Source organism: Pseudomonas sp. 910_21, assembly GCF_052850735.1.
On record NZ_VXCY01000001.1, the window covers coordinates 73,780 to 95,575 of the forward strand.

General features: G+C 62.5%; 17 protein-coding genes. All 17 read right to left on the minus strand.

From position 1 onward, the window contains the following. Positions 1 to 57 precede the first annotated feature (57 nt). The 17 genes from FW796_RS00380 to FW796_RS00460 all read right to left on the minus strand — a co-directional run bounded on the left by FW796_RS00380 (position 58) and on the right by FW796_RS00460 (position 21,704). Positions 58 to 909, minus strand: coding sequence for a flagellin domain-containing protein (locus tag FW796_RS00380; protein WP_346631994.1), 852 nt, complete (start codon positions 907 to 909; stop codon positions 58 to 60). Positions 910 to 1,152: 243 nt separating this feature from the next. Beyond that, a complete protein-coding gene (locus FW796_RS00385) occupies positions 1,153 to 1,422 on the minus strand; it encodes a hypothetical protein (protein WP_346631995.1) in 270 nt (89 codons plus the stop codon). Further along, positions 1,419 to 2,708 carry a motility associated factor glycosyltransferase family protein gene (locus FW796_RS00390; RefSeq protein WP_346631996.1) on the minus strand — a complete coding sequence of 430 codons (1,290 nt, stop codon included), beginning with the start codon at positions 2,706 to 2,708 and terminating at the stop codon, positions 1,419 to 1,421. The genes FW796_RS00385 and FW796_RS00390 overlap by 4 nt, the downstream gene beginning before the upstream one ends. An 82-nt stretch (positions 2,709 to 2,790) precedes the next feature. Next, entirely contained in the window at positions 2,791 to 3,717 is a 927-nt protein-coding gene (locus tag FW796_RS00395; protein WP_346631997.1) for a ketoacyl-ACP synthase III, read from the minus strand. 231 nt (positions 3,718 to 3,948) lie between these two features. After that, positions 3,949 to 5,001 (minus strand): pseudaminic acid synthase, encoded by a 1,053-nt coding sequence (gene pseI / locus FW796_RS00400; RefSeq protein ID WP_404938712.1) that lies wholly within the window; start codon positions 4,999 to 5,001, stop codon positions 3,949 to 3,951. Beyond that, the gene (gene pseG, locus FW796_RS00405) at positions 4,994 to 6,499 is read right to left on the minus strand and encodes a UDP-2,4-diacetamido-2,4,6-trideoxy-beta-L-altropyranose hydrolase (protein WP_446438881.1); all 1,506 of its coding nucleotides are present in this window, start codon (positions 6,497 to 6,499) and stop codon (positions 4,994 to 4,996) included. The genes pseI and pseG overlap by 8 nt, the downstream gene beginning before the upstream one ends. Then, positions 6,496 to 7,203: a pseudaminic acid cytidylyltransferase gene (gene pseF, locus FW796_RS00410; RefSeq protein WP_446438882.1), complete on the minus strand. Its 708-nt coding sequence runs from the start codon at positions 7,201 to 7,203 to the stop codon at positions 6,496 to 6,498. The genes pseG and pseF overlap by 4 nt, the downstream gene beginning before the upstream one ends. A gap of 110 nt (positions 7,204 to 7,313) precedes the next feature. After that, the gene (pseC, locus tag FW796_RS00415; protein WP_346632001.1) at positions 7,314 to 8,483 is read right to left on the minus strand and encodes a UDP-4-amino-4,6-dideoxy-N-acetyl-beta-L-altrosamine transaminase; all 1,170 of its coding nucleotides are present in this window, start codon (positions 8,481 to 8,483) and stop codon (positions 7,314 to 7,316) included. Between the two features lie 94 nt (positions 8,484 to 8,577). After that, a complete protein-coding gene (locus FW796_RS00420) occupies positions 8,578 to 11,514 on the minus strand; it encodes a TIGR00180 family glycosyltransferase (protein WP_446438883.1) in 2,937 nt (978 codons plus the stop codon). A gap of 51 nt (positions 11,515 to 11,565) precedes the next feature. Next, a complete protein-coding gene (locus tag FW796_RS00425; protein WP_102878847.1) occupies positions 11,566 to 12,303 on the minus strand; it encodes a cephalosporin hydroxylase family protein in 738 nt (245 codons plus the stop codon). Positions 12,304 to 12,323: 20 nt separating this feature from the next. Next, positions 12,324 to 13,394, minus strand: a complete 1,071-nt coding sequence (locus FW796_RS00430; RefSeq protein ID WP_404938708.1) for a class I SAM-dependent methyltransferase — start codon at positions 13,392 to 13,394, stop codon at positions 12,324 to 12,326. Beyond that, positions 13,384 to 14,241: an NAD-dependent epimerase/dehydratase family protein gene (locus FW796_RS00435; protein WP_446439092.1), complete on the minus strand. Its 858-nt coding sequence runs from the start codon at positions 14,239 to 14,241 to the stop codon at positions 13,384 to 13,386. Before FW796_RS00435 ends, FW796_RS00430 begins: the two co-directional genes overlap by 11 nt. A 5-nt stretch (positions 14,242 to 14,246) precedes the next feature. Further along, positions 14,247 to 15,473, minus strand: a complete 1,227-nt coding sequence (locus tag FW796_RS00440; protein WP_404938706.1) for a methyltransferase domain-containing protein — start codon at positions 15,471 to 15,473, stop codon at positions 14,247 to 14,249. Then, entirely contained in the window at positions 15,470 to 16,030 is a 561-nt protein-coding gene (locus tag FW796_RS00445; RefSeq protein ID WP_346632005.1) for a dTDP-4-dehydrorhamnose 3,5-epimerase family protein, read from the minus strand. Before FW796_RS00445 ends, FW796_RS00440 begins: the two co-directional genes overlap by 4 nt. After that, positions 16,027 to 17,109, minus strand: a complete 1,083-nt coding sequence (gene rfbG / locus FW796_RS00450; RefSeq protein ID WP_346632006.1) for a CDP-glucose 4,6-dehydratase — start codon at positions 17,107 to 17,109, stop codon at positions 16,027 to 16,029. Before rfbG ends, FW796_RS00445 begins: the two co-directional genes overlap by 4 nt. Further along, positions 17,091 to 17,864 carry a glucose-1-phosphate cytidylyltransferase gene (gene rfbF, locus FW796_RS00455; protein WP_346632007.1) on the minus strand — a complete coding sequence of 258 codons (774 nt, stop codon included), beginning with the start codon at positions 17,862 to 17,864 and terminating at the stop codon, positions 17,091 to 17,093. The genes rfbG and rfbF overlap by 19 nt, the downstream gene beginning before the upstream one ends. 267 nt (positions 17,865 to 18,131) lie before the next feature. Then, a complete protein-coding gene (locus FW796_RS00460; protein ID WP_446438884.1) occupies positions 18,132 to 21,704 on the minus strand; it encodes a glycosyltransferase in 3,573 nt (1,190 codons plus the stop codon). Positions 21,705 to 21,796 lie beyond the last annotated feature (92 nt).

Sequence of the window (21,796 nt, forward strand, 5' to 3'; positions counted from 1 at the left end):
AGTAAAAAAGCGAGAGAGCACGACCAGCGCACTCCCCCGCCAAAGCTTAGCCAGCTATTACTGAAGCAGTTTCAGTACAGCGGATGGCAGTTGGTTGGCCTGGGCCAGAACTGCGGTCGAAGCTTGTTGCAGAGTCTGCTGCTTGGTCAGCTGGGCAGTTTCAGCAGCGAAGTCGGTATCTTGTACGCGACCCAGTGCAGCACTGGCGTTTTCGTTGATGTTCTGCAGGTTGGAGATGGTGCTGGTCAGACGGTTCTGGGCAGCACCGAGGTCGGCACGGCTGGAGTTGATGGTCTGCAGCGCCTTGTCGATGGCGTCCATAGCGGCTTTGGTGCTGGCTTCAGCAGTGGTGCTGTCAGTACCGGTGATGGCGATGGTCGCGGAACCCACGCTCAGGGTTGCAGCGTCGAAGCCGCTGGCCAGAGTGATGGTGATCTGGTTGGTAGCGCCAGTGTTGGAACCGACCTGGAAGGTCATGGTGCCAGCAGTACCGTCGATCAGGTTCTTGCCGTTCAGGTTGGTCGACTTGGCGATACGGGTCAGTTCGTCCGACATCTGACCAAATTCTTTGTTCAGAGCAACACGGTCTTGAGTACCGTTGGAGTCGTTTCGTGCCTGTACAGCCAGTTCACGCATACGCTGCAGAATGTTGGTGGATTCTTGCATCGCGCCTTCAGCGGTCTGGGCGATGGAGATACCGTCGTTGGCGTTCTTGATAGCCATGGTCTGACCACGGATCTGCGAAGTCATACGGGTAGCGATCTGCAGGCCGGCGGCGTCGTCTTTTGCACTGTTGATTTTCAGGCCGGAAGACAGGCGAGTCATCGAAGTCGACAGAGCGTCGGAAGCGCGGTTCAGGTTTTTCTGAACGTTCAACGACGTGACGTTAGTGTTTACTGTTAAAGCCATGACGAATTCCTCGTTGGTTGGGTACTGCGGCTTCCGGCCCTGGCAACCGCCGGGTAATGGCCTAGAGAACCTTCGTAATAGTTATCGTCGCCAATGCAAGTTGCTTTAGGGCTTTTTCAAAAATATTTGCCATCACCCTGCCACCCCTTGGAAAACAAGGGGTTAAGCCCATCGACAAGCGAAAAAAATGACGTCAGAAAACCCTCGCCAAAACCGCCCTGGCAGGCAACAAGAAAAAACCTTTCAGCTACCCAGTTCACCCTGCAGCCAATCCACCAGTTCATATTCGAGATAATCAGCCAGGCTCAGCCAGTTCTGCATCTCCTGGCAAGCCAGCATCAGGCCCAGCAACTGGGCCCAGTCCTGCTGAACCGACACCGACGCACTATCCACCCGCAACTGTATGGGCTCGAACAACTCGACCATGCCTCCTACAGCCTCCACATCTCGGCCCAGGCGGAACAGATCGGCAACTTCCCGGGCACGATCAAACACAGGCTCAAGTCGCTTCATTGAACAAAATCCCCATGGAAGGTGGTGCCCAGGATCATCGCGCCACTGCGGCTGGTATTGAAGAACACCACTTCGGGCCGACTCGCGATGTAACGCTCCAGCTCGCACAGATAACTACGAAAGTTGAGCTGGGTCTTGACCCGCTGCCCATGGCCGTCAAGCACCCAATGCCGGGCCACGCCGGCCTGAGGCCCGAGATCACCGTCCTGCCACCCGGCATGAGTTCGATTCTGAGGAAATGCGAAATCCGCACCAAACAGAGTGATCCGCCTGCCTCCCATCTTCACCGCCAGATCCACGGCCGGATGAATCACACTGCCTCCGGCATGCAACTGCGCCCGCGGTATCCGCTGGCGCAACGCCTGGAATACCGGACTGGAGGAATAGCCCACATACCGCGGCCCCCGCCAACCTTCAAGAACCAACGGGTCCGCCAGGGGCATATAGACCAGGACGACGCCGTCACTACCCTGGCCCGGCAGATGCACCGTGGAGATTCGCTGATCGATACTGACCACCAGATCCACCCGGATGCCTTGCTTGAGCAGAGGCAGATAGGCCGTATCCACACAGATCAACAACGGCCGCTCAGGTTGTTCGGCTACCGCCCGCAATGCCTGGTAATGCTGCTCCAGGCTCGGCCCCGTAGCGATCACGAACACCTCGCGCCCAGCATGAAGATCGAACAGTTCGGCAACATCGCGATCCGCCCGAACCCAGGGCTCGATGGCGGCCAGACGCGCAGCGATGTCCGGCGCATCGGCCGAGAACAGACGATTGTTGAAAGACAGATGGGTCTCGCTGATCAGCCGGTCACGAATCTTCGCGCTGTAATCATCGGCCAGCACCAACTCGGCCGGCAGGGCGAAGAACGGCAGTTGAATCTCCGGCAGATCGCCGGCATACAGCAACTCGACCCGTGGATCGGCCAGCCAGTCCTGCTGATCAAGCAGTTGCAGCACCAACCTGAACACCGCGCCATTGAGGATGTGCACGTACAGACGCGTCAACTCCGGCCGCTGGAGTAACGCCCGTTGCAGGTCCCCCAGGCCGCAGCCGTACAGATGCAGGACCGGCGCCTCAGGCAGGCTGGCGGCCTGGGTATGCGCCTCACGGGTGCGATCATGGCGGCTGGTGAGCTGGATACCGGCGATGCTCAGGGTCGAACCCAGCCCCTCCACCAGGTCCGCCTGCAGCGCATCACTGTCTTCAGCCAGCAGCCGCTCCAGCAGCACCGGCCAGCGCTCGCCCAGGACCCGGGCATTGTGTTCCAAGCTGTCGCTCATGCTGCCTCGCTTATCACTCGCGCAAAAAAATAGCGCTCAAGATTACACCTTGAGCGCTACGTGTGCCGCCGGAAGCTGAGCGTCAGGAGCGATAGATGATCGCCGACCCCCAGGACAAACCAACACCGAAGCCACTCAAGGCCACGCGCTTCCAGCTGGAATCGAACATATGCTTTTCCAGTAGCAGCGGAATGCTCGAGGAAACTGTGTTGCCGGTTTCCACCATGTCCTTGATGAACTTGTTCGGATCGCCCTCGAAACGCCGGGCCACGGCGTCGACAATCGCAGCACTGCCCTGGTGAATGCAGAAGGCATCGATATCGTCAGGCTGCAAGCCCGACTCGGCCAGCAACTCGTGCAGGTGTGCAGGCACCTTGAGCAGTGCGAAGTTGAACACCTGGCGGCCGTTCATGAAGAACACGCCATCGCTGACTTTCAAGTGCGGAGCACCGGAGCCATCGGTGCCGAACTTGGCCTTGCCCAACTGCCAGGTCGCCCCCTCGCCCAGCCAGGTGGCGGTGGCGGCATCGCCAAACAGCATGGTGGTGTTGCGGTCTTCGGGATCGACGATCTTCGAATAAGGATCGGCGGTGACCAACAGGCCGTTCTTCAGGCCTGCAGCTTCCATGAAACCTTTGATGGCATAGATACCGTAGACATACCCGGAACAGCCCAGGGAAATATCGAAGGCCGCCACCGTGGTCGGCAGGCCCAGTTTGTCCTGAACGATCGCGGCGGTATGGGGCAGCCCTTCCTCGTCACCGTTCTGGGTGACCACGATCAATACGTCGATGGCTTCGCGCTTGAGTTCCGGGTTGCTGGCGAACAGGGCATTGACCGCTTCGACACACAGATCGGAAGTCTCTTGCCCGGCGTCTTTGCGCGGCAGGAAAGCGGAACCGATCTTGCCCAGGATGAAGTCTTCATCCTTGGCGAACTTTGCACCTTGTGCGTAATTGTCCACGCCGGCTACAGGCACGTAGCTCGCAATGCTTTTTATGCCAATCATTACGGCTTCCCAATAATAAACAGCTCAATACCCCCGCTCAGTCACTGAGCAGGGGTTGCCGAAAGAAACACAGATACTTGCGCCGAACACAACGGCATCGGGAAGAACCAAGGGCTATCACGGGTCCTGTCACGCAGGGCTGGCGCCATCTTCCCGGGCAATACAATACAGTGAAGATGCACGTTATGACTCACAGGTCACGCTATTTTGCCGAATCAGCCACACAAAGGCTTAATCGATGAGCGCCCAGTCCAGTGCCGTGCCGCGCTTGAGGGCCTGACGCGCACGACGCCCGAGCAGCGCATCGTAGTGCTTGGGAGCCAGCCCCAGTCCGGGACGGATTGCCCGCACATTGTCGGCGCTGAACAGTTCCCCAGCCTGCATGTCCCGGGTGACATACAGCGACCGACGGTACATCAGCGACTTGCTCTCGGCCTGGGTGGCGCCATAGCGCACCTGCCCCATGGCCTGCCAGGCCCGCTCGGTTTCCAGCACCAGGCTGGCCAGTTCCCCCGGTTCCAGGGAAAAACTGGCGTCGACCCCTCCGGCCGAACGGTCCAGGGTGAAATGTTTTTCGATCACCGTGGCGCCCAGGGCCACAGCAGCCACCGAGACCCCAACCCCCATGCTGTGATCGGACAGGCCCACTTCACAGCCGAACAGCTCCCGCAGATGAGGGATGGTCAACAGGTTGCTGTTGGCCGGCGAAGCCGGATAGGTGCTGGTGCACTTGAGCAATACCAGATCCCGGCAGCCGGCCTGCCTGGCGGCCCGCACGCTTTCGTCCAGCTCGGCGATGCTGGCCATGCCGGTGGAAATGATCAGCGGCTTGCCGGTGGCGGCGACCCGGCGAATCAGCGGCAGGTCGGTGTTTTCAAAACTGGCGATCTTGTAGGCCGGGACGTCGAGGCTTTCGAGAAAGTCCACCGCGCTCTCGTCGAACGGCGTGGAAAACGCCAGCAAGCCCAGCTCCCGCGCCCGGGCGAAGATCGGCTCGTGCCACTCCCAGGGCGTATGGGCACGCTGGTACAGGTCGTACAGCGATGAGCCGGCCCAGAGGCTGTCCGGGTCCTTGATGAAAAACTCCCCCTGATCCAGGTCCAGGGTCATGGTGTCGGCGGTGTAGGTCTGTAACTTCAGGGCATGGGCACCAGCCTTGGCCGCGGCCTCGACAATCTGCAGAGCCACATCCAGCGACTGATTATGGTTGCCGCTCATCTCGGCGATGATCAACGGCGCAGCACCGGCGCCCACCGAGCGCGAGCCGATCTTGAAACTAGTCATCCAGATGTTCCTTCAACACACGGGTGAATTCACAAGGCGCCTGGCAATAGCCGGCCCGGCGAAACAATGTCAGCGAAACCTGATTCTCTGCCAGCACCCGAGCCCCCAGGCGCTGCACATCGGGCCAATGGCGCATCAGCCAAGCCTCGCCCTGCTCCAGCAACGCCCGCCCCCAACCTAGCCCCAGGTGCTCGGCAAACAGGTAGATCGACACATCCGCCTGAATGCCTTGGCGGTCATAGCGCAGCACCCCCACCGCCCCCGCGGCTATTTCCGCTATCAGCAACAGCCGCTGCGGATCATTCACAGCGGCCTCCAGCCAGCGCACATGGTCCGGCCACTCAAGCACCTCGGGCTGTTGGGACCAACGCCTGACGAGTTCGGCATTGCGCCCCTCGAACAGCAACCGGGCATCAGCCACAGCCGCCGGACGCAAACGCAGTGCCACAGTGAACAACGCCGCTGCCATTCGCTGCACACCCCGACCATCCACCAGCTCGCGGGCCCGGCGGGACAGGCTATGACGCAGCCCCAGATTGTCCAGCAACAGGCTCAGGGCCTGGCGCACCTGCTCCACGCTGACCTGTTCACAGGCCCCCAGGTACAAGTGGGCACCCGCCTCGGCCAGCAACCGGGCATTGGCCTCCTGGTTAGCGGCCACGGTGATGCACAGCGTAGGCACCCCCAGCACCGCTCGCTCCCAGCTGGTACCGCCTCCCGCGCCCAGGCACAGGTCTGCCTCGGCCAACAGCCCGGCAAAATCCTTCACATAGCTGTGCAGTCGCCAGTGCGGCCGTTCGGCGGCCAGGGCCTGCATGGCCTGCCAGTCCGGGTTGCCGCTGCCGGCGACGAAGTCCACCTGCAGATCGTGGAAATCCAGCAGTGCCAACATGGCCTTGTGGGTCTGGCCGGCGGCATCGAAACCGCCGAAGTTCACCAACAAGCGCCGCGGCTGTGGCCGGATCGATATGGGGGGGCGGTGAAACTCTTCGCGCAACAAGGCGTAATGCGGACCGAACAGGGTCCGGCACGACGCGTCGTACAACCCGGAATAGGCCTCGGCGCTGCCGCTGAAATTCTGATCCAGCAACAGGTCCACGGCATGCTTGCGGTTGGCCAGATCGTCGATCGCGGCGATCCTCGGCGCCCATTGGCGAGCGGCGCTCTGCCATAGATGATCGAGGCCGTAATGATCCACCAGCACCCAGTCGAAGGCCGGCTGAGCGACCAATACCAGCTGCAGCGCGGCGATGTCCGCCTGCCAGGGCAAGGGCGCCTCGATCCCCAACTCTGGATGCTCGTCGACGTAGCACTCCGGTAACTCAAAGGCCTGGAAGCCCTCGGCCCGCAGCGCCTCCAGGCGATGACCGGGCAGACGCCGACAGGCGAACGCTACATCAGCGCCCTGGCGGCGCAGTTCCTGGGCCAGGGTCAGGCAGCGGGCCACGTGGCCGCTGCCGATGACCGGCGACGCATCGGCGCGGATCAGTACCCTCACTCCAGCTCTCCTGCGGCCTTCAGTGCGGCGTACAGGTATTCTGCTCGCCGCCAGTCTTCTTCGGTATCGATGTCCTGCACCAGATGACGGGGCAGGATCACCGGCAGGCTGCGGGGTGAGAACAGCACCTCCCCCTCCAGCCAGGCCTGGCTCCTGCCCCAGTAGAACTGCCCTGCATCCTGATAGGCCAGTGGCAGATCCTGGGAACGGCTCTGACGAAATTCCGGGTACAGGGCATTGAGCGCCCCTTGCTCATCGAGAGTCAGCGCCCGCTGCACGGGAAAGCCGAAGCTGCACACCGAGAAGGCGAACGCCTTGTCCGGGTGCTGCACCAGCGTCTCCAGCCCCTGGCGCAGATAACGCACCTGCAGCAAGGGCGCGGTGGCGTAGATACAACAGGCGTACTCGAACGCTTGTCCCTGCTCCTGCAACACCTGCAAGGCATGGACAATCACCGCTGCCGTGCCGGTGAAGTCATCTGCCAGGGACTGTGGCCGAACAAACGGCACCTCGGCGCCACAGGCGAGCGCCAGTTCGGCGATCTGCGGATCGTCGGTGCTGACCACCACTCGCTGGAACAGCCCGGAACTCAATGCCTTGTCGATGGAGCGAGCGAGCATCGGCACACCATCGAAGGCCCTGAGGTTCTTGCGTGCAATACGCTTGCTGCCGCCTCGGGCAGGAATCAACGCCAAACAACTCAAAGGCCTGGCTCCAACTTGCACGCCCCTGACTCAGGCAGACAGCCTGGAGCGTTCGCAGCCGCTTGGACGCAGCACATCCCAGGCCAGGAAAAAACCGTCATCACTACCTCTCAATCCAGAATCCGCTGCAGGTGCGCCACCACTTCGTCTTGCAACTCATCGGTCAGCTCTGGAAAAAGGGGCAGACTGAGGGCTTCCAGGAAGTAACGTTCAGCCTCGGGGTAATCACCCTCGGCGAAGCCCTGTTCTTGGTAATAAGGCTGCAGGTGCACGGGAATGTAATGCAGGTTCACCCCCAGTCCCGCCGCACGCAATTCGTCAAAGACTTGCTTCTGGGTCAGCCGGATACGGGTCAGATCCAGGCGCACCACATACAGATGCCAAGCCGAGTCGGCCCCGCTCTGCGCCACCGGCAAGGTCAGCGGCAGGTCGGCCAGCAACATCTGGTAGCGTGCCGCCAGCTCCCGACGTCGAGCCACGAACTCGTCGAGCCGGGACATTTGAGAAAGTCCCAGTGCAGCATGCAAGTCGGTCATCCGATAGTTGAAGCCCAGCTCCAGTTGCTGGTAGTACCACAGGCCAGTATCCGGGACCTGCATCAGTGCCGGGTCGCTGGTAATGCCATGACTGCGCAAACGGCGCAGGCGCTCGGCGAACTCCGGCCGGTTGGTCAGCACCATCCCGCCTTCGGCACTGGTGATGATTTTCACCGGGTGAAAGCTGAAGATGGTCATTGCCGCATAGGTTCCGCAACCCACTGGACGCCCCAGGTAGGAGGCACCCACGGCGTGCGCCGCGTCTTCGATCAAGACAAATCCGTAGCGCTCGGCAAGCCCGGCGATGGCCTGCATGTCGGCACTCTGTCCAGCAAATGCGACAACCACCACCACCTTCGGCAGGGTGCCGTTGCGTTCGGCTAACTCGAGCTTCTGCGCCAGCAGAGCCGCATCCATATTCCAGGTATGGGGATCGATATCGACAAAGTCCACCTGGGCACCGCAGTAACGCCCACAGTTGGCCGAAGCGACAAAGGTATTGGGGCTGGTCCACAGAAAGTCGCCCGGCCCCAGGCCCGCCGCCACGCAGGCGATATGCAGCGCCGCCGTGGCATTGCACACGGCAACGGCATGCCCGGCCTGACAGTAGTCGGCCAGGGCCTGCTCGAAACGCTCGATCGTCGGCCCTTGGGTCAGCCAGGGAGACTGGAGCACCTGCACCACCGCATCGATGTCCGCCTGATTGATGCTCTGGCAGCCATAGGGAATCCTGTAGGGAGTCATGACAGTCTCCCTCTGCAAGCAAGCGTCAAGTCACGATGCGCAAAGCGGACATTCAAAAGACTATTGAGCATGCTGGGTTCCCTCGAGACAGCAATCAATTGGCAATCATCTGTAGCCAATCCACACCACTGGCGGTACCGAGCGTAAAGCCCTTGCCGCTCAACGCCAGGTTCTGGTTATAGGCAATATCCTGGGCAAAGCGCGCCGCCCACTTATCCTGCAGGGCCGCGACCGCCTGTGGGTGTTGCGGCAAAGTCCCCGGATGCTGCACCTGGGCCTGGGGCGTCAGTACCGTGAGGTAACCGGCATCAGCCACTTTCAGGCACAGGTCGACATCGGCGAAGGCCTGATCGAAATGCTCTTCGTCCAACCCGCCCACCGCCTCGAACAGCACCTTGGCGATCATCAGGCAGGCACCGGACACCGCTGAATAGTTTTTCTCCACCCACAGGCTATTCATGTAGCCCGCTGCCTCCCTGGCCTCACCGGCGAAGGCGGCACCCAGGTGGCCGTCAAAACCCAGGATCAACCCGGCCTGGGTGGTCACGCCGTTTTCGTTCACCAGCTTGGCGCCGACAATCCCGACTTCCGGGCGTTGAGCCTGGTTGAGCAGGCTCTCGATCCAGTTGGCGTTGACCACCTCAGCATCGGCCGAGAGCAGCACCAGGTACTCGCCCCGAGCTTCCCGGCACGCCATGTTGTACAGGGCCGAAGCGCTCAGGCGCTGGCCGCTGCGCAACACGCGAATGCGCTCGCCGCGGCCTTCCAGGCTGGTCAGCCAGCTGTCGAGCTCGGCGCTCTGGTTGTGGTTTTCGGCGATCAGCACTTCATAGCGCTGGTAGCGGGTGCGCTGCAGCACGCTGACCAGGCAGCGTTGCAACTCGGCGAAATTGTCCTGGCTGGGCAGAATGATCGACACCAGCGGCCGCTCGGCGTGCTGATACTCGATCTGATAGGTGCCCGGCTGCGCCGAACCAACCTGAGCGCGATAGCCTCGTGCGGCCAGGTGCCGGGTCAGCACCTGCCGTTCTTCGGCTTCCGCCTTGTCCCCTGGGGCCTGACAAATCAGCAAGGGCTCGGCCAGGTGGGCCAGACCGCCCAGGCCACCGTCCTGGATCAGGCGTAATACAAGGTCCAGTTCCAGGGCCTGCTTGAGCTCACGGGAGAAACCACCGATCTGCAGCACCGTCTCGCGGTCCAGCAGCCAATGCCGGGCCATTAGCGCCGGCGTGCCTTGCAGTTGATCCAGGTTGACCCCGGGGCGGAACACCGAACTCAAGGTGGCATCGGCACGGCGCTGGATCTCGTCCATGGCCACGGCCCGAATGCCTTCGGCGCCGAGCAACTCCAGGCTCGCCCGCAGCAGGCCGCTGGCGGTGAACTGGTCGCCGGCCTCGGCCAACACTACCCAGTCGGCACGGGACTGGGCCATGGCCTGGTTGATGCGCTCGACGTAGTTGCTTTCCGTGACCTTGACGAAGTGCAAGGTGTCCTGGGCCGTGGTGGTGGCCGGCAGCTCGCCGGTGGTGAATACCACCAGTTTGAACGCCTTGTAATGACCGGCCAGCAGACTGTCGAGCGTGGCCTGCAACTTGACCAGGTCAGCGTCCAGGTCCAGCAACAGGATCTGCACCTGCGGGCCACCGGCATGACGGGCCAGGTGCGCGGCGATGGCATTCAGTTGTGCCGGCTCCGGAGCACGGGCCTCAAGCCATTTGAGCAAGCGTCCCGACTCGGTCGCGTTGAACAGGGCACGACTGTCAGAGCCTGGCACCGATGCCAGGCGCTCGGCCCAGGCCTGCAGCTTGCGCGCCTCCTCGGGCTCGTCGCTGTCCTGCATCGACTCGGCCAGGCGCTTGACCACCTCGCGGTTGAACAGGTTCAGGGTCAGCGCTTCCCACAACCGGGCGCGCAGACTCTCCGGCGTATCGTTGGGATGAACCCGCATCAACTCTTCCTGACGCAGCCACACGCCCTCCAGCTCTTTGAGCTGCAGGCGCCCGGTGGGCATGGCGTGCATGAGGAATTCCAACTGGGTCAGCAGATCGAACATCGGCTGGTTGTAGAAGGGCATCTCGACGAACTGCTCGGGACCAAAGGAGCGTACCGGCTCGGCCCCGACCTCGACCCAGGCCGAACGGAAGATCGCCGTGCCCTTGAGGGAACGTCCGCTGAGCAGGCAATCGGCCATGGCGGTGAAACTGTCCAAGGCGATCTGCTTCACCTGCTCGGGGTCCTGGCCACTGAAACCGGTGGGCAACGAAGCGAGGAATTCGGCGAAGGCCTCACGCTGGGCCACCGATTGCGCGTCCTTGTAGGTCAGCACCGTCAGCACATTGGTGTTGTGCTCCGAAGCCCCGTAGTTGGCCTCACGCACGGCAAATGGAATCGGCAGGATCCGCGCCTTGGCACAGGCCAGCAGGAAGAAGGAATGACCGATTTCCTGCCATTCGAAACTCACCCCCGGCGGCAGCAGCTCATACCACTGGCGCAGCAGGTCGGTGCGGGTCACCGCATAGAACGGCGGCAGGAAATGCCCCATGAAGTTCATTACCCGATCCTGGGCATCATGGGAGTCATAGTCCTCCATGACCCGGCGATCACGGCGGTAGTAATTGGTTTCCGAAGCCCGGGCCAGATACATCATCCCGTAGCCGTGGCACAGCCCGTAGTCGGGATGGGCCTCGAGAAACTCCAGGGAGCTGGTCAGCGCATCGTGGAGGAGAAAATCGTCATCGGCAGCGAACGCCATGTAAGGCGTGGTCACCAGGCTCATACCATAGGTCAGCTTGTCCTGCAGGCCCTTGTAGCCGAACTGCGGCAGATGCCGGTAGTCGACCTGGGGATAGAGCTGCGCCAGGGACTCATCCGCCTCCAGCGACGAATCCAGTACCAGGATCGAGCACGGATAGGTGCTGTAATACTGCAAGGTGCGCTGCATGAACGCTTTGCGGTTGTGGGACAACAGCACAAGGGTGAAACGCTCACTCAGGGGTGCTTTGTCATTCATTGCTTTGTCTCCAACCCACATAGGTACTTCCCCACAACCGGCCAAACGCCTTGAACCTGCAACCATTGATAGTTAACGAACCCGACGCAGGTAACCGTCCGGCGCCACGGTGATCAGCAGCTTGTTCTGCATCTGATAGTCGATTTCAAAATCGCGGTTCTCCTCCAGATAGGCCCAGACCGCAGTTTTCGGGTTGTCACCCGGGCCCCAGGGACGATCCGGGAAGAAGCTTTCCGGCATGTCCTCAACCACGGTGTCCATGACCACGCAGTAGCTGTCCACCGACACCAGCGGCGCATACAGACGCAGCTCTTCGAGCACGTGCTCGTGGGTGTGGTTGGAGTCCAGGACCAGGATCACCTTCTTGCCGGCTGCGGCGGCCCGTACCTGCTCGGCGATGGCCGGATCGATGCTCGAACCCTCGATCATGCGGATACGCTTGCTCATCGGATGCTGCTCGATGGCTTCGCGGTTATGCGGACGGATATCCAGGTCGATGCCTAGCACTTCGCCATGGCCCTGCAACTCCAGCAGCGAGGCGTAGTAGATGATCGAGCCGCCGTGAGCGATACCGCATTCGATCACCAGGTCCGGCTTGACCTGCCAGATGATCTCCTGCATCGCCATCATGTCCTGGGGCAGCTGAATGATCGGCCGCCCCATCCAGGAAAAGTGATAGCTGTACTTGTGGGTCGCCGACTCGTTGAAAAAGTCACGGGCCAGGCCCTTGAGCTTCTCATCCTGGCCCTGGGCGCTGATCTGCGCCTGGCATTCTTGTTCAAAGGCTTGAATGACGTTGTGCTCGGTCATGTTCGGATCTCAATGGCAAATTAGCTGAACGAAGCGCTGTCGACGGCGTGATAGACATAACGGCCGTCGGTCATGCGCTTGATTTCTTCGAGGTAGTTGGAGTTCATCACGAACAGGTTGGCGCCTGCCGGCAGTGCTTCCATGGCTTCTTGTGGCGATGACACACGCATGCCACTGAGCGGCAGGTACCGGCCCTGTTTGGCCGGGTTGATATCGACGACTTGATCCACCGCCACGCCGGCCCGTTGCAGGAACAGCGAATAGATCACGCCCTTGGACGAGGCGCCCCAAATCCCGGCAGCGGTGTGCGGCGCCGACTCGATGATGCGCTTGGCGCACTCGATGCTGGCGGTGAAATCCGCCGGCATCTGCAACGGCCGGCTAGGCGCCGGCAACGACGACTTCAAGCTGCCCAGGTCCGCCACCACGTACAGGTACTGGCCGCCGAACAGATGCCCGGCCTCATGCACGGTGCCGAACATGCGCTGCAGGTCTTCGAGGCGGAAGTAATTGACGTGCTCATAGAACACGTCGAACCAGGCGCGATGCTCGAGAATCCAGTCGAAACATGGCACCTCGATATAGATCTGCCCGCCCTGGTTGGCATCGGCAATCTCTGCCAGAAAGGCCAGCGGATCGGCAATATGCTCCAGCACATGACGCAGCACGATGGCCTCGGCAGCCAGCCCCAGGCCACGGGTGAAAGGCGCCTTGATCACCTCGGGGTTGGCCCCTTCGTAGGCCGGGTCGATGCCGGTGATGGCGTAGCCCTCGCTGCGCAGCAGTTCGAGGAAATAGCCCTTGCCGCAACCGACTTCGATCAGCTCGCGCCCCTTGAAGTGCCGGGCGATGATGCCCTCCACATCCATCAGGTGCTGCTGGAACTGCGCTGAATGGGCCTGTTCGTTCTGGTAGTCGCTGTCGTAACTGAGCTTGTCGGCATCGAAGGCCTGATTGAAGATCAGCCCGCTTTGCAGGTCCTGCACCAGCACGATGTCCGCAGCAGCCGAGGCGCGGGCACTCTGGGCATCGGCGAAGGTACGGTTCTGCAACACCGGCAAGTCGGCGACCCGATACAACTCATGCGCCATGTTCGGCTCCTGTTATTTGCTGCAAGCGTTGGTTCAAGCCCCAGAACGCCATGGGTTCGTAGTCCGGGTACGGGTAGTGCCCCAGGTTCAGGCGAATCGATGAACCGCGCTGGGCGATACGCTGTTCCACCAGGGAACGCACGGCGATCGGCCGGCCACTGGAGCAATTGACCACACCGGAAAACGCCCGCTGGCGCAGCAGCGCCGCAAGGTAGCCGGCCGCTTCCTCGATGGCCAGGTAGTCCCGCAACTGCTCGCCGCCGGACATGTCGAACACCTCATCACCGGCGTCGATGGCCCGATCCAGAGCCGCCAGCAGGCTCTTGGGATTCTGTCCCGGACCATGCAGATAGAACAGCCGCGCCCACTGCAAGCTGAAGGGCACCTGCTGCTGCAGGGCCTGGAGGAACAGGTGCAGGCTGTGCTTGGCCAGGCCGTAGGGATTGCCTGGGCGAGCCTCGGTCTGCTCTGTCAAAGGTCCGCTCTGCATGCCGTACTCGAAGCAGGTACCGGTGACCAGCACCTGGCCCACCCCCGCCTCGACCACCGCCTTGATAAAGCGATAGTCGGCCATCAGGTTGTGCTCCAGGTGAAACAGCGCCTGGTAGTTCGGCAATCCGGGCCAGGCCAGATGGGCCAAGGCGTCGACCCCGTCCACCAGGGCGGCGACATCCAGGTGCGGGTCATGCACATCCAGCGCGCGGAACTCCACAGCGTCGAACCAGGGCATCTGCCGCGCCTTGTCCAGATCACGGGCCAGCGTACGGACCCGGCAACCCCGGGCCAGCAAGGCTGCAACCAGATGCCGGCCGACAAAGCCGGTGGCGCCGGTGACCAGCACCTTCATGCCGTTCACAGCAGCTTCAACTCAGGCACGGCAATCACGAAACGCCCGCCCCATTGCCGCACCTGGGCCAGTTGCTCGCTGACTTCGCCCAACAGGTTCCACGGCAACACCAGTACATAGTCCGGTCGCTCCTGGTCGATGCGCTCGGGCGCCACCACCGGGATACGACTCCCCGGCAGGAACTTGCCCTGCTTGTGCGGGCTGGCGTCGGCGACCCAGGCCAGCAAGTCGGCCTTGATCCCCGCGTAATTGAGCAAGGTATTGCCCTTGGCTGCCGCGCCGTAGCCCACCACGCGCTTGCCTTCGGCCTTGGCCTGGAGCAGGAAGCGCAACAGCTCGTGCTTGATCCGCTCTGCCGCCGGCGCCAGGGTCTGGTAATACTCGGGCGTGTTCACCCCGGCGCGCTGCTCCAACAGTAACTGCTGCGCCACGCTGTCCTGCACTGGCCGACGCGAACCGTCGATACGCTGCACGAAGACCCGCAGCGAACCGCCATGGGTTGGCAGGGTCTGGACATCGAAGACTTCCAGGCCGTTGCGCTGGCACAAGCTCAGGACGGCGGTCAGCGACAGATAGGAATAGTGTTCGTGGTACAGGGTGTCGAACTGCTGGCCGGCCATCAGGGTCAGCAATTGGGGAAATTCGAAAGTCGCCACCCCCGTCGGTTTGAGCAACGTCGCGAAACCGCAGAGAAAATCGTTGATGTCCGGCACATGGGCCAGCACGTTGTTGGCCGCCATCAGGTCCGCGGCCCAGCCCTCCTCCAGCAACTGCGCGGCAGTGCCACGGCCGAAGAACAGCTCGCGGATCTGCAAGCCCTTGGCCCGCGCCGCCTGGGCGGTGCTGCGAGTCGGCTCGACCCCGAGGCAGGGAATGTCACGCTGGGCCACGTACTGCAGCAGGTAGCCGTCGTTCGCCGCTACTTCCACTACTCGGCTGCGGGCGTCCAAGCCGAAACGCTCGACCATTTGCGCCACATAGTCCCGGGCGTGCTGCAGCCAAGTGCTGGAGAACGAACTGAAATAGGCATAGTCGGCGTCGAACAGGTGGTCGGCGCGGGTGTAGTCCTCGGTCTGCACCAGCCAGCATTGCTGGCACACCTGGACCTTGAGCGGCACCCACTGCTCGGCCTGATCCAGTTGCTCGGCACGCAGGTAAGCGTTGGATGGCGGTGAGGTGCCCAGGTCGATCAGAGGCAGGCTCAGGCATGCGCCACAACCGCGGCAATTCATAGTCTCACTCCAGCGAAGGCAGCATCGAGCAAGGGGTGGCTGGCATCCCGGTTCGACAGATTATTGACAGACAACGGCCAGTGGATCGCCAGTCGCGGGTCCAGCGCCGACAACCCGGCCTCGTGCTCGGGGGCGTAGTCGGCGCTGTGCAGGTAGAGCAGCTCGGCATCGTCGCTCAGGGCCTGGAAGCCATGGGCGAAACCCGCCGGCAGCAACAGGCTGCGCCCATCGCCGCCGCGCAGGTGCTCGGCATGCCAATGCAGAAAGGTCGGCGACTCGGGGCGCAGGTCCACCGCCACGTCCCAGACTTCACCCCGCAAGCAACTGATGAGTTTGGCTTCGGGCCGGGCAGCGGTCTGATAATGCAGGCCACGCACACTGCCCCGTTCGCGGGTGCAGGAGTGGTTGATCTGGCGAATATGGAAGGGCTGGCCAAAAGCGCTCAGGCTGCCCTCGCAGAACAACCGGGAGAAATGCCCGCGCTGATCCTCGAAGCGTTTGTGGCGCACCTCGAACAACCCGGCCATTGGCAGAGCCAGGACCTGAAACTCGCTCACAGCGCCCCCCGGTACAGGTTCAACTGCCCAAGGGTCACGGCACGCATGTCCGCGCCGCCCTTCCAGGCCAAGTGCCAGTCCAGGGTTTGCACCAGACACTGTTGCAGCGTCCAACGGGGTTTCCAGCCCAGCAGCTGGCGCGCACGACTGCTGTCCAGGCGCAGCAGGCCGGCTTCGTGCAGCTCACTGGGCTCGATCCGCAGGCCCGGGGCCTCGGGCCAATGCCGGGCCAGCAGCTCCACCACTTCACCGACGCTGCACATGTCCTGCTCACCGGGCCCGAAGTTCCAGGCACCGGCGTATTGCGGGCCGTCCAGGTACAGGCCGGCCGCCAGTTGCAGGTAACCGGCCAGGGGCTCCAGGGCGTGTTGCCAGGGGCGTACCGCCTGGGGATAACGCAAGGTCACCGGCTCGTCGGCCGACCAGGCCTTGAGCACATCGGGAATCAACCGCTCGGGTGCAAAATCGCCACCGCCCAGCACGTTGCCGGCCCGGGCCGTGGCCAGGGCCAGGCCATGCTCGGCATAACGCTCGGCAGCAAAGAAGGATGAGGCATAGGACTGGGCCAGCAACTCGCAACAGGCCTTGCTGCTGCTGTAGGGATCGTGGCCGCCCAGGGCTTCGTTTTCCCGATAGGGCCACAGCCATTCCTGATTGGCGTAGACCTTGTCGGTGGTCACCAGGACACAGGCACGTACCCCACCGACCTGACGGATCGCTTCCAACAGGTTGAGGGTGCCCATGACGTTGCTTGAGTAGGTCCCCAGCGGATCGCGGTAGGCCTCGCGCACCAGGGGCTGGGCCGCCAGGTGCAGGACGATTTCCGGCTGCACCTGGGCGATCAGCTCCAGCAGACTGCCCAGGTCCCGCAGGTCGCCACGATGATCGTCGACGCCTTCGGCCACCCGGGCCAGTTCGAACAGGCTCGGCTCGGTCCCCGGGTCCAGGGCGAATCCGCTGACCTGGGCCCCCAGGCTTTGCAGCCACAGGCTCAGCCAACTGCCCTTGAAACCGGTATGCCCGGTCAGCAGGACACGCTTGCCACGCCAGAACTCCTGGCTCAGTCCCATTGCTTCCACGGGGCCTCCCCGCTTTGCCAGAGCTGTTCCAGATGATTCTTGTCCCGCAGGGTATCCATGGACTGCCAGAACCCCGAATGCTCGTAGGCGCTCAGTTGCTGATCCTTGGCCAGCTGGATCAGGGGCTCGGCCTCCCAGGTGGTGCTATCGCCATCAATGTAGGACAGCACTTTGGGCGACAACACGAAGAACCCGCCGTTGATCCAGCCACCGTCGCCACGGGGTTTCTCGGTGAAACCCAAGACCTGATCGCCATCGCGATCCAGGGCGCCATAGCGGCCAGGGGGCTGTACGGCAGTGACGGTGGCCAGCTTGCCGTGGGACTTGTGGAAGTCCACCAGGGCACTGATATCCAGATCGGAGACGCCATCGCCATAGGTGAAGCAGAAGGCCTCGTCTTCCTGCAGGTAGCGCCCGGCCCGGCGCAACCGTCCGCCGGTCATGGTTTCCTCGCCGGTGTCGATCAGCGTCACGCTCCATGGCTCGCTGTAATTCTGATGCACGTCCATGCGGTTGTTGCGCATGTCGAAGGTCACATCCGAAGTGTGCAGGAAGTAGTTGGCGAAGAAGTCCTTGATTGCGTAGCCCTTGTAGCCCAGGCAAATCACGAAGTCATGAATCCCGTGGGCGGAATACTGCTTCATGATGTGCCAAAGAATTGGCTTGCCACCGATCTCGATCATGGGCTTGGGCTTGAGGTGGGACTCCTCGCTGATTCGCGTACCCAGTCCACCTGCCAGAATTACTGCCTTCATCGCTGTCCTCTTGCTCTTCGTGGGCCAGGCCAGCCCTTTCAGGACTGGCGCGGCGCCAGATGCAGATCATTCATCGCAACCAAAGGGTCCCTTGCACCGCGCCGCAGTGAAGGATTTATGGCGATTTGCTGAAGACTTGCAGGAAGTGCGCCAATTGCGTGCGCGGCGCCCGCAGGCGCCGCAGAAGACAGCGAGAGCAACCCCCCGAACAGAAGATTGCCCAAAACACCGGCCAGCGACGGTGGCAGTCGCCGGCCCGGGGATCGATCAGTCCGCCAACCATCCCCACAGCCAGTGCCGCAGGTTGTCGTCGCGCAGCATGAAGTCGCGATGCACCGCTTCTCGCAGCTCATCCCCCATGCGGTAGCTGGCTGCCGGGTCGGACAGGTGCATGCGGATCGCCTGCAACCATTCCTCGGTGCTGTTGCTGCGGACCTTGGTGCAGGGCAGGAAACCGCGATAGGCCTCGGTGTCGGTGCAGATCACCGGGTAACCGCAGGCACCGTATTCCAGGAGCCGCAGGTTGCTCTTGCAGTCGTTGAAGATATGAAACTCCAGCGGCGCCAGCGCTAGATCCAGATTCAGGCTGGCCAACTTGAACGGATAGCTCTGCAGGCTGGTGAGGGAGTGAAACTCGTGCACATAAGGACGCAAGTCATCAGGGCACATGCCGAAGAATACCCACTCGACCTCGTTGGCCAGCTCGCGTACCACCTCGGCAATGATTTCCAGGTCGCCGGTATGACTGGTGCCACCACCCCAGCCCACCCGCGGCTTGCTGGAGGTACCACGGCGACTGGTCAAACTGGCCCAGGGGTCCAGCGCCAGCATGTTGGGCACCACGCGAATGTCGCTGTGCATGCTCGACAGAGCATCGGCCAGGGGCTGGGTGGTCACCACCACGCGATCGCACAAGGCGATACCTTCGCGCAGCATCTGCTCGGTGTTCACCGGCTTGTTCCGAGCGTGGGTGTTTTTCTTCGGCGCGCTGACGATGTAGTCGTCGAGCTCGAAGACCCGCAGGGCGCTGGAGTATTTTTTCATCCGCAGAATGTCGCTGGCCGCCCCTTCGCTGTAGCGGCACTGCAGGATGATGCTATCCGGCGACAGGCGCTCGATGTCCGCCGTGGACGGCGACTCGTAGGCCACCCGGGCAATCGCCCGCCCCGCCTCTTCCAGCGCCGTCAGGGGACCTGTCACCCGGTAATGTCCGACCGCAGAGCTGTTGACCGGCAAGCCGAGGATCAAGGGCAAGGCCCGACTGCAGAACGGATTCCAATTGTTGCGCAAGGAGGGCTCCAGACTGAAGCTGGAGTAGCCCAGGCTCAGGGCCGGGTTGTAGGCCGGATCGCGAGCGACCTTGGCCATCCACTGCTGATAGAAACGCTCTTGCTCGGCTTCACGGGCCAGCAGTTGCTCGCTGTCGTCACTGGCAGGCGACGCCGGCCGCAGCATCAGGGTGGCGTGAGGCGTCCAGACCACCAGATAACCGTTGCGGTCGACCCGCAGACACAGGTCGGTGGCACCCAGCTCGCCGGCGAAGGCTTGCTCATCCAGGCCGCCCAGGCTGTCGAAGACCTCCTTGCGCACCATCAGGCAATCACCACTGACCGCACTCCAGTTCTGCACCACCTGCAGCCGCTGCATGTAGCCCCGGGCATCCATGGCTTCGCCGACAAAGGGTGAGCTCGCAGGCCCGGCCATGCCCAGCACCTGGCCGGCATGGAGAATGGAGCCATCGGTAGCCAGAATCCGCGCGCCCACCACGCCCACCTCTGGACGCTGAGCCTGATTGAGCAACTCATCCAGCCAGTCGCCGCTACAGATCAGCGCCCCCGGATTGAGCAGCAACAGGTAGTCGCCACGAGCCTGGCTCGCCGCACTGTTGATCAGCGCAGCATGGCTGTGCGGACCGACATAAGGCAGGACCCGCAGCATTGCACCACCCAACTGAGCCATGGCCGTCAGCCAGTCGGCCATGGCCGGGTCGCGACTGCCGGCATCCACCAGCACAATTTCGTAGTGGTTGTAGGCCGTCTGCTCGATCAGGCTTTCAACACAGCGCTGCAGGGTCGCCAGGGAGTCGCCGCACGGCAGGATGATCGACACCAGCGGCCGGCTGCCATGCAGGTAGTCGATGCGGTTGAGAAGAGGCAAATCATCGTGAACAATCCGGTGCTCCACACCGATCCGCTGCAGATGCGCCGCCACCAGCCCCTCGCTGGCCTCGATCACCTGGGGCCGGGACAGCCACTGGGCGAAGCTGAACTCGGACTCCAGCTGGATATCGGCAATGTGCTCGATCGCCTGGGGCCCCGCCGCTTCCACCATCCGCCACAGCAGATCATGGGGCGCCAATTCGCCATGGAGCGGATCGAAGCCGCCCTCGGTCATGAAGCGCTCGCGGGAAAAAGCCAGGGCACGGCCGACATAGGGGTAGGAGCGCATCAGGTCGAGGTTGAAGTCAGGCTTGAACACCGGTTCCGACGACTCCCCCTCCACCAGCGCACCTTCATCGCTGTAGGCACAGAGCATGGCCGGGGTATTGGCGATGCGCTCGGCCAGGATCAGCAGCGCCGACTCTTGCAGACGGTCACCGGCCTGCAACAGATAGAACCAGTCGCAACCTTCCAACTGCGGGGCCAGCTCATTGAGCTGCTGTACCCAGTCGTCGCGCAGAGGCTGGTGCAGGACCCGCTCACGCATCGGCTCCTCGCCCGCCGACAACAGCAGCACTGCGGCAGGCGCGAACAGCTGGCCATCAATGCTGTCCAGAGTCCGGGCAAGCGCCTGGCCATCGCCCTCGAAGTCGAGAACCACCGGCACCAGCTGTACCCGCCGCGGCCAGCTGTCAATGCGCTGAGGCATCAGCCGCTGCTCCACCGCCGAGAACTTGCGTACCGACAGCCACTCGCGATAGAAATCCTCGTAACTGATGCTCTCGCCACCGACCCGGCCATCGACCACGGTACTGCGATTGCCCAGCACACGGGTCACGCACAGCTCCTGCCAGTTGCGCGGCTGCCCGGCCTCCCGAGCCATATCGACATACCGTACCCAGCCTGCCGCCGGCGCCGACTCGCCACTGCGGGCGGCCAGCATCTGCACCAGCCACTCCCACTCATTCTTGGCCAGCTTGAGCATTTCCGGGGTCGCGCTCAGGCGCCCCGAGTACAGGCGCTCGCAACTGAGCACCGTCACCAGCGCCGCGAGATTGCCACGGCGCATCAGGCAGATGAACAGAGCGAAATCCAGCAGCGCGACAAAACCTGCGCCCTCCTGGATCAATGCCGGCAGCAGCTCCAGCACATCGGCACGACGCATCAGGGCCGAACTGAAGTTGCCAAGGAAATTGCGTGGCGTGCTCTCGAAGATCGCCAGCATGTCCTCGCCCTTGAGCACGGCATCGTTGTAGGTGAAACGGCAGTTGTCGACCCGCGGCGGCAGGATGAAATTCCCGGCATCACTGAACACCCGCAGTGCACACACCAGATTGATATCCGGGTTGTCGATCAGTACCGGCGCCTGCAGGGCGATGCTGGGGGCAAACAGCCGATCGTCGTCGCACAACACCTTGATCAGTTCGCCGCGCGCCTCTTCAACGCAACGCAGAACGTTCTTCTGCAGCCCCAGGCGTTGCGGGTTGCGCAGGTAACGCACAGGGTGCGCAGGCTCGGCCACGGCTTCGACGATACGCTGGATCTGATCGTCGGCGCTGTCGTCGCAAATGACGATTTCCAGGGGCTGGTAAGTCTGGGCCAAGGCACTGTCGAGGGCCTGGCTGAAGAAACGCGGGTTGAAGGCGGGGATGACGATGCTGACTAGAGGGGCTGGGTTCACGGCTGGAAACTCTCGAGCGGCGAGCCCCGGCCAGAAGGACCAGGGCTGCAGGACCGCTTAAAAAGACGGCTGACGGCTCGACGGTCATGGCG